The organism is Sulfuricurvum sp. RIFOXYD12_FULL_44_77 (genome assembly GCF_001830725.1).
Lineage (GTDB): Bacteria > Campylobacterota > Campylobacteria > Campylobacterales > Sulfurimonadaceae > Sulfuricurvum > Sulfuricurvum kujiense_A.
The window spans coordinates 1-7,968 of sequence record NZ_MIBU01000139.1; the positions used below are offsets into that span (position 1 = coordinate 1).

9 protein-coding genes are annotated in these 7,968 nt (G+C 44.7%); all 9 read right to left on the reverse strand.

Translation table 11 applies throughout. The features are described from left to right. Positions 1-1,203, reverse strand: a 1,203-nt coding sequence (locus A2517_RS05865; RefSeq protein WP_294895071.1) for a UvrD-helicase domain-containing protein, incomplete at its 3' end; no start/stop codon positions are given. Then, the gene (locus tag A2517_RS05870) at positions 1,193-3,535 is read right to left on the reverse strand and encodes a PD-(D/E)XK nuclease family protein (protein WP_294895073.1); all 2,343 of its coding nucleotides are present in this window, start codon (positions 3,533-3,535) and stop codon (positions 1,193-1,195) included. The genes A2517_RS05870 and A2517_RS05865, both read right to left, overlap by 11 nt. Positions 3,536-3,658: 123 nt before the next feature. Further along, positions 3,659-4,165 (reverse strand): FixH family protein, encoded by a 507-nt coding sequence (locus tag A2517_RS05875; RefSeq protein WP_294895075.1) that lies wholly within the window; start codon positions 4,163-4,165, stop codon positions 3,659-3,661. Further along, positions 4,158-4,862, reverse strand: a complete 705-nt coding sequence (locus A2517_RS05880) for a 3-dehydroquinate dehydratase (RefSeq protein WP_294895077.1) — start codon at positions 4,860-4,862, stop codon at positions 4,158-4,160. Before A2517_RS05880 ends, A2517_RS05875 begins: the two co-directional genes overlap by 8 nt. A 121-nt stretch (positions 4,863-4,983) precedes the next feature. Beyond that, a complete protein-coding gene (locus tag A2517_RS05885; RefSeq protein WP_294895079.1) occupies positions 4,984-5,190 on the reverse strand; it encodes a DUF4006 family protein in 207 nt (68 codons plus the stop codon). Positions 5,191-5,200: 10 nt separating this feature from the next. Continuing rightward, the gene (locus A2517_RS05890; RefSeq protein ID WP_294895081.1) at positions 5,201-6,124 is read right to left on the reverse strand and encodes a c-type cytochrome; all 924 of its coding nucleotides are present in this window, start codon (positions 6,122-6,124) and stop codon (positions 5,201-5,203) included. Continuing rightward, complete coding sequence (locus A2517_RS05895) at positions 6,117-6,338, reverse strand: cytochrome c oxidase, cbb3-type, CcoQ subunit (protein ID WP_294895083.1); 222 nt, start codon at positions 6,336-6,338, stop codon at positions 6,117-6,119. Before A2517_RS05895 ends, A2517_RS05890 begins: the two co-directional genes overlap by 8 nt. Positions 6,339-6,348: 10 nt before the next feature. Beyond that, positions 6,349-7,041, reverse strand: a complete 693-nt coding sequence (gene ccoO / locus A2517_RS05900; protein ID WP_294895085.1) for a cytochrome-c oxidase, cbb3-type subunit II — start codon at positions 7,039-7,041, stop codon at positions 6,349-6,351. A 15-nt stretch (positions 7,042-7,056) separates the two neighbouring features. Beyond that, the coding region (locus A2517_RS05905) for a cbb3-type cytochrome c oxidase subunit I (protein ID WP_294895086.1) at positions 7,057-7,968 on the reverse strand (912 nt) is incomplete at its 5' end.

A 7,968-nucleotide genomic window follows, 5' to 3' on the forward strand; every position in this document is an offset into this window, starting at 1 on the left:
CAATCGTACATCGAACAATTCGGCAACTTGGTGAAACAGCGCGCTCACCCCTCCGCGAAAACGGTAAATCGATTGTTTTACATCTCCGACGAAAAAGAAGCTCCCCCCCTCATTCACCCCGATACCGGAGCGGATCTCTTCAATCAGCGGGCGAAGAATATCAAACTGGATGACACTGGTGTCTTGAAATTCATCGAGAAGAAGGTGTTTGAGACGTGAATCTAGGCGAAAATAGAGAAACTCGCTCTCCAGTTTTTCCCGCAGCAGCGTATGTACATTGAGGGTGATATCGTCAAAGCTCAGTTCATTGCTCTGCAACGCCATAGAGTGACGGCTCTTGATGTAGAGTTTCAAAATACTCAACAACTCTTTAAAATAGAGCACTTCACGACGACGCATCTGAGAAGCTACCGCAGTTTGAATCTCTCGGAGCAGTTCATCCATACGTGGCTCATAGATTTTTTTAAAATCCCAATACTCCAAACTCGGCTTCATAAGCCACGTCTTTCCTAAGAGATCTTCAAAACTCTCAATCTGCATCGTTTTTTGGGCACGCTCGCTCAGGGGTTTGGATAACACCAACCGTGAGAGTTCCCCTGCCAACTCAAAGGCATACACCATCGACTCTTCCGGAGCTTCAGTCCCCTCATACGCTTCCAAATTTAACTCTTTGTATTTGGAGTAGAGGGTAGAGAGGAGGGTAAACAAATCACTGAGCCGCTTGTCGCTCAATAAAGAGAGGTGTACCAATGCCTCGGAAGAGCGAGATACCTCCACCTCGTTTAAAAATCGCTCCAAAAGTGCGCTCTCATGATGATTCTGAACTGTTTTAAAGGTGGGCATCAGCCCCGCATTAAGGGCAAATTTCCGTAAAATTCGACCGAAGAATTTATCAATCGTAGAGATTTGAATATCAGAGCGGAGAAATCGCGCAAGAATTTTGGGACGCTCTTGCAGTATCGTCGCTTCATCGATCCCGCTGAGACGCGCTATATGAGAAAGCTCGCTCCGCGTAGGCAACTCTTCGAGGGTGAGGAGGATCCGCTCCAACATCTCATTTGCCGCTTTATTGGTAAACGTAAGGGCAACAATGGAAGATGGGTTCTCACCCATAAAAAGGAGGCTCAAATAACGGACAACGAGGTTAAAGGTCTTACCGCTCCCCGCACTCGCCTCATAGGCCAAAAAGGGTTCAAATTCCACGCATTACCTCCCGATGACAGAGATAGGTATAAGGGCAGTGGCGGCATCGGCTCAGATCCTCACACATCTCCCAATTCCATACTTTCTCGGAGGCCATAAAGGCTAATATCTCTCGCAGTTTGGCAATTTTTTCCTCCAAGAACTGCTCAAATTTGAGTTCCCCTTTTCCTAGATCATAATAGCCGCATCGTCCAACCTTTCCCAGTTCTCCCGCAAGAAGGGCATAAACACTCAGCTGATAATCAACATCCTCCTCTTTGGGCTCTTTGGTCGTATCGGGATATTTACCGCTTTTATAGTCGATCACTTCCAAGAGAGCGTTGTTTTCATCAATCCGATCGATTCTCCCCATCAGGGTAATTCCCTCGATCTTCACACTGCTATCCTTCTCGTTATAGAGGACATGTGAACCCGTGCTAAAACGCTCTGCCTCACTGCGGTAAAAAGGATCTAGCTTATCGATCCATAGCCGCTTCATATAGCGCTCCAATGGATCATCCGCTTTCTCCACTTCCCATTGCGCACGAAGCGCCTCTTTGATCTGCGCCGCCGAAGTATAGCGGTCTCTTTGGGTGAAAAGTTGCTCCAGTGCGCTGTGCAGCGCATTCCCGATATCACGTTCCTGTGAGAGATCGCGCGGCAGTTCGTGATCACGAAGATGGGCAATATAGCGATAGTAAAACGCCCTTTTACAGGTTAAAAATGTTTTAATCCCGCTTGCGGAGAGGGGCTGAACCGTAAAATCGTACTCACTCTCTATCGCATCGACAGTCCGCTCGTTAAACCTCGCAGGGGGAAATAAAACCTCCTCAAAACGGTAACGGGCAGGGATACTCTTGATCCCCAGTTGGAGTAAAAAGCGTGACGGCACCGACTCGGCATTTTGAACACATCCGATCACCACTTTTGAGGCACGGTTAAAAAGGATCGAGTAGTAATGCTTTTGGAGCGATTCACGGTCATGCGCACTCGGAAGCCCCGCATATTCTCGTGTTTTGGTGTTCAGAAAGAGATCCTTTTCACTCTTGTGGGGAACGTATCCTTCGTTAAAATCGACGATTACCACACCGTCAAACGCAACGCCACGTGTCTCTAACAGCCCCATGACGGTAATTTTCCCTCCGCGCACGTCATCGATACTCTGCTGACGCAAGCGATTCATAAAAATCCGAAACACCGCTCGAAAATCCATCTGCTCCAGCGCATGAGAAAGGTGGCTGAACCGATGCAGTTCATCACGAACGACTTCCACCGAGCCCTCCTCCGCACCCTCTAAGAGTTGAATCATCTCCTCGAGTTGTACAAACTGAAATTTTTGGTTGTAATGAGATTTAAACCAATCAAGAGTCGTTGTTTTGATATTGCGAATCCGTTCACGGTTTAACACACTCGCTTCATCCAGATACAGGGTAATGCTCTCCAACTCTTTATAGAGGACGCTATTGCTAAACGGCTCCCCCATCGCAAAGTTGAAATTCCCTTCGGTATCAAACTCCTTTAACATCTGCGCGGTATCTTCATCAGGGAGTACTACCGCAATTTTTTCCGGTGCTATCCCCTCCTCCACAAATGTTTCAACAGAGGCTTTGATAAATCCTATCTGAGCGAGGCGTGTATGAAACACTTCACACGTGAGCGAGCGATTGCTAGGAAGCGGCATTTCAGCAATAATACGAAGTTCACTCAGAGACAACCGATACTCTCGTCCCTCACTCAGTTCAAATCCTATCTCCTCGAAGCGTGCCGTCATTTTGCGGTTATACGCCGTTGTGTTATAAAGGAAAATCAGTTCTATATGGTTTGCACACTCTCTCAACAAGGCGATCTCATAACGGCTCAAATACCCCTCAACCACAATCGTGATTGAATCAAAATTGCGTAAAAAATCGTGCTGTATAGTTGTGTGCTCGGAGTTGAATATCCTATCTGCCCACCCCTCACGAGCGCATATCTCGCCGTAACGCTCACGGAGCCGTTTCAAAATTGTGATATGCTCTTCATATTCACCGTAGACATCGACGGACTGAAGGGTCTCTACTGAGACACATTCAGAAGAGAGCTCTTCGAAAAAACGGAACAGATATTCTGAATTTTGGATAAATGTGAAAAAATTACGCTCGATATTCAATGCGCTAAAAGCGGAAAAATCGGATGCTTCATGCATGGCCAACAGGCGTAAATCCTCATCCGGAACGATTTTTCCTACCGAGACATAGGCACGCGCGAGAAACTCTCCCATCGTCATGGTATGGGGGAGAAATCCCTCACTGCACTCTGCAACCGCTTCACGAACACACCGTGCGGTCGGATATACAATACATTCTCTAGTCATACAGAGTTTTTCCTCGATTTTCTACCTACTGCCCACTTGGAGATTCGGGAATAAACAGGTAATTTTAAATAAAGGCTATTGTAGTGAATTTCCCCTAAAGGGGAGAAGATACGATTATGAAGATTAAAACTCAGAAATGATCGGGTTGCGGGTATCCGCTTTGAGGTTATAGTACCGTTGCATGGTTCCCACAGAGACTTTTGCCATGATGTCCCATCGACCCGCTTTAGGAAGATCGATAGGAGCAAAAGTATATTTCCCCTCTACCACACTTGGATTGCTGAGATTCATATCGAACTCTTTAATATCCGGACGTGTGAGGATAATTTCAACCTTTGCATCATTAACGGCATTGCCTGATTTATCACTCACTTGGTACTCAAGGATTGAGCCTTTTTCACTAATTTGAGGTGTTAAAAAGGCAATCGTATAGTTTTGATCAAACGCAATCTTCGCGTTGATAATTTCGTTTGCATTGGCATCATAGTCATGATAACCCTGCATCCCGTAATTGGACAATTCGACCGGATTATTGAGTGCAACCTTTATCGTCCACACACATGCACCGATAACACCGACAATAGAGAGTCCAATGATAATCGGCCACTTCGTTCCGGGGTTTTTAAACATTCTCGGTTTCCTCTTTTTTACGTAAGAATTTCCCACGTAGATATTTAAAAATAGCAAAAAGAATGATACCGTAAAAGATTACTCGTAAAATATCAATGAAGTTTTTACTTCCGCTACCCGCAGATGAACTTAAGGTAACGTTATGTTTAGCAGCAATCTGCTCGGCAACATCGCTGTAGCCGTTGAACATCGCGACGGAGTATTTAGAGACAATTTCAGCCCCCTTGGCACGTTCTGCCAAAATCGGCAAGATAGTCCCGCCGCGATTGCCAATCAATTCTGAAGCTTCATCAAAACTGCGTGCAAACATCACGGCACTCACTACTGAGCCCATAAAGGTTGCATTCGGACTTAATACCTGAGATTTGTTAAAATATTCGTATAAAGAGACGGGACGCGCCAAAATATCAACTTTTTGCTTGAGTTCGATAAACGTCATAATTACCGCAGGCTCTTTGAGCTCTGTTGAGAGTTGTTTTTCGAAATCGGCAATGCTCTGATTTTCTTCCGTATCACGTACCATAACCAAATAGAGCGACACGCCCGTTTTAGCTTTGAGTTCCGCACCGATGGCATTAATTTGCTCAGAAAACTGAGGATTTTTGACAACATCATCTTTATATAAATATTCAGCATGAAGAGAAAGTGAGAATAAAATGGTGAGGGTGAGGGCCGCTAGCCCTCGTGAGAGTAACAAAAGCTACCCTTAACCGACGTAAAGGTGATTTGGTGTTATCACCGCCCACAACGTTACCGCTGCAGAAACCACTAATGCGATTGTGATGAGTTTATCCATGATACTTGCCATACTAAACCCCTTATTTTACATCAACACGATGTGTAGCATTTTCTGTGCTGAACATCTTGATGTCTTTTTCATTTTCAACTTGGTAATAGTTCGCTGCACTGCCTTGTTGAACACCCAATCCCCACACGGTTAAACCGGCGAGAATAGAGAGAAGCAATACAGTCGCGATCAACATACCGGTGATACCGTCTAATGCAAAAATACTACGATTTTCCATTCGGCTCTCCTTACTTACTAAGATCGGTGACATAAGCACCAAGCGCTTTAACTTGAGCTTCTGTCAAGTTGTTGAATGCAGGCATTGCACCGATAGCACCTTTTTTACCGTGTTTAAGAACGTCTGCAACAAGTGTTGGATTGAATTCCGCAATACTAGGCGCAACCATCTCCATACCTTTTCCATCAGCTCCGTGACACGCAGCACAAGTACCGGCAAATACGTCAGCACCTTCAGTGCCTTTCATTCCGCCAGCTACATATTTAGCAACTGCATCAATCTCAGCATCGGTAATCAATGCATTGGTATTAACATTCATCAAACCGTTACGATCTGGCATCGGAGCCGGGAATCCTAGCATACCTTGACCATTGTTAATAACGTGTTTAACTGTTTTTTCTTCCAAACGTACATTCAAATTCGCCGCTTTACCGTCGATACCGTCTGCTTGTAGACCGTGACACGGTGCACATTGAACGATAAAGATTGATCCACCCATCTCTTTTAGGGTTTCATCATCCATATTTGCATGTTCTGCTTCGAATTTCGCGTCATGAGCCGCTACTTCTTCGTTATATTCACCGATTTGTGAATATGCATTGACAGGATATCCCGCAAGGAAATACCAAACTGCCCAAATTACAAGACCAAGAAAAATAACCGCCCATCCAAAAGGAAGTTCGTTTTTATATTCTCCGATTCCATCCCAGTTTTCATCTGCCAATTTACCGCCAGCGCGATCATTTTGCATTTGTCGAACATATTTGGTAACTACAAAAGATGTAACGATAACGAGAACAACTGCACCCAATACGGCGAGTTTGTTAACCCAGTCACCTTCTCCACCCATACCGCCGGCCATTCCGACAGCGACATAGGTAAAGCCAAGCATTGCAATTACAACTATGATAGCAGCAAGTACTGTCTTATTCATTTATGCCTCCTACTTTTTTATCATCGTTTTTCGAGATTGTTTCGATCGGTTGATCGGTAACATCGTCGTGGAGCGCGATATTTCCGTACTTTTCATAATCGCGCTTCCCTTTCCATTGCGAGCTGTAGAGGTGATAAATGTACGAGTACAGTACCACCACTAAAAACGCAACGAAGAAAAAGTAAGCATACGCTTGAAGTGTACCGAGATCCACGCTTTCTCCCTTATTTCAAACTGTTAAGATAAGCAATGATTGCTACGATTTCAGGGATTTGACCCGCTGCTACCGCATCTTTAACATCTTGATCTTTCATATCTGCTGCAATCACTTTTGCCTCTTCGAGAGCTGCTGCTTTTGCTTCATCTACTGTCGCTGCCAATGGTACAGTTGCTTTTGTGCCGTCTGCCATTGGAATTTCAGTGTTATAAGGTGTTTTAAACACTTTATTTACGGTAATTTGTTCAGCATACGCAGTATCGATATCCGCTGCATTTTTGAACATCCAGCGATATGCCGGCATGATTGAACCCGGAACTACTGCTGCAGGATCTTTCATGTGATTTTCGTGCCAATCCGTTGTACGGTAGTTACCTACACGCATCAAATCCGGACCGGTACGTTTTGAACCCCAAAGGAATGGGCGGTCATACGCGTATTCACCGCTCAAGCTGTAGTGACCGTAACGGTCAGTTTCAGATTTAAACGGACGAATGAGTTGAGAGTGACATCCCATACAGTTGTTTTTAATATAAACATGTCGACCTGCAAGCTCCAACGTAGTGTAAGGTTTAGTCCCTACAACCGGTTGAGATGCTTGCGCAAAGTTTGGCAAAATTTCAATAAGCCCCGCAAACGCGATGGTAACGAAAATCGCTACCGCGAAAAAGAACGGGTGTTTTTCTAACCAGTGAAACATTTTTTCCCCTCCTTATTATGCGCCCATAGGCGATGCGTTTTGAAGTTCACTCTCTTCAACACGGCGAGAGCTTGTCATTGTTTTGTACATATTGTACGCGAACAAGAACATACCTACGAGGTACAATGTACCACCAACAGCACGAATAGTGTAATACGGATGCAATACGGTTACCGTATCGATGAATGAGTAAGCAAGGTTACCGAATTCATCGTGCGCACGCCACATCATACCTTGTGTAATACCTGCAATCCACATAGATGTGAAATACAAAACAACACCGAGAGTTTGAATCCAGAATTGTGTATTCATCAACGATTTAGAATAAATCTCACGTTTGAATACACGTGGAGCCATATGGAAAAGTGCAGCCATAATCATGAATGCAACCCAACCAAGAACACCGTCATGAACGTGACCAACGATCCAGTCCGTAAAGTGAGCCAAAGCATTAACTGATTTGATCGCTTGAATCGGACCCTCAAGAGTAGAGAACATATAGAATGTAGAAGCCAAGATCATGAATTTGATCAATGGACTGCTAGCAACTTGTTGCCATTCACCCTTCATCGTAAGGAGCATATTGATCGCAGAACCCCATGATGGGAGAATCAATACAACCGAGAATACAGAACCCATGGTTTGCATCCAATCCGGTACTGTAGAGTAGATCAAGTGGTGTCCGCCTGCCCAAAGGTAAACAAACATCAATCCCCAGAACGCAAGAAGAGACAATTTATACGAATAAACCGCTTGACCTGATTCTTTTGGAAGGAAGTAATAGATCATCGCTACGATAGGTACGGTAAATCCGAACGCAACCGCATTATGACCATACCACCATTGTACCAACGCATCATTTGTACCTGAGTACATTGAAACAGAGTGATACCATGCACCGATTCCGCCTGAAGCAAAATACGTTGG

Excerpts from the sequence above, each read along its gene's own strand:
- A2517_RS05870 (WP_294895073.1), bottom strand. The coding sequence starts at position 3,535 with ATGACTAGAGAATGTATTGTATATCCGACCGCACGGTGTGTTCGTGAA.
- A2517_RS05875 (WP_294895075.1), bottom strand. The coding sequence starts at position 4,165 with ATGTTTAAAAACCCCGGAACGAAGTGGCCGATTATCATTGGACTCTCT.
- A2517_RS05885 (WP_294895079.1), bottom strand. The coding sequence starts at position 5,190 with ATGGAAAATCGTAGTATTTTTGCATTAGACGGTATCACCGGTATGTTG.
- A2517_RS05890 (WP_294895081.1), bottom strand. The coding sequence starts at position 6,124 with ATGAATAAGACAGTACTTGCTGCTATCATAGTTGTAATTGCAATGCTT.
- ccoO (WP_294895085.1), bottom strand. The coding sequence starts at position 7,041 with ATGTTTCACTGGTTAGAAAAACACCCGTTCTTTTTCGCGGTAGCGATT.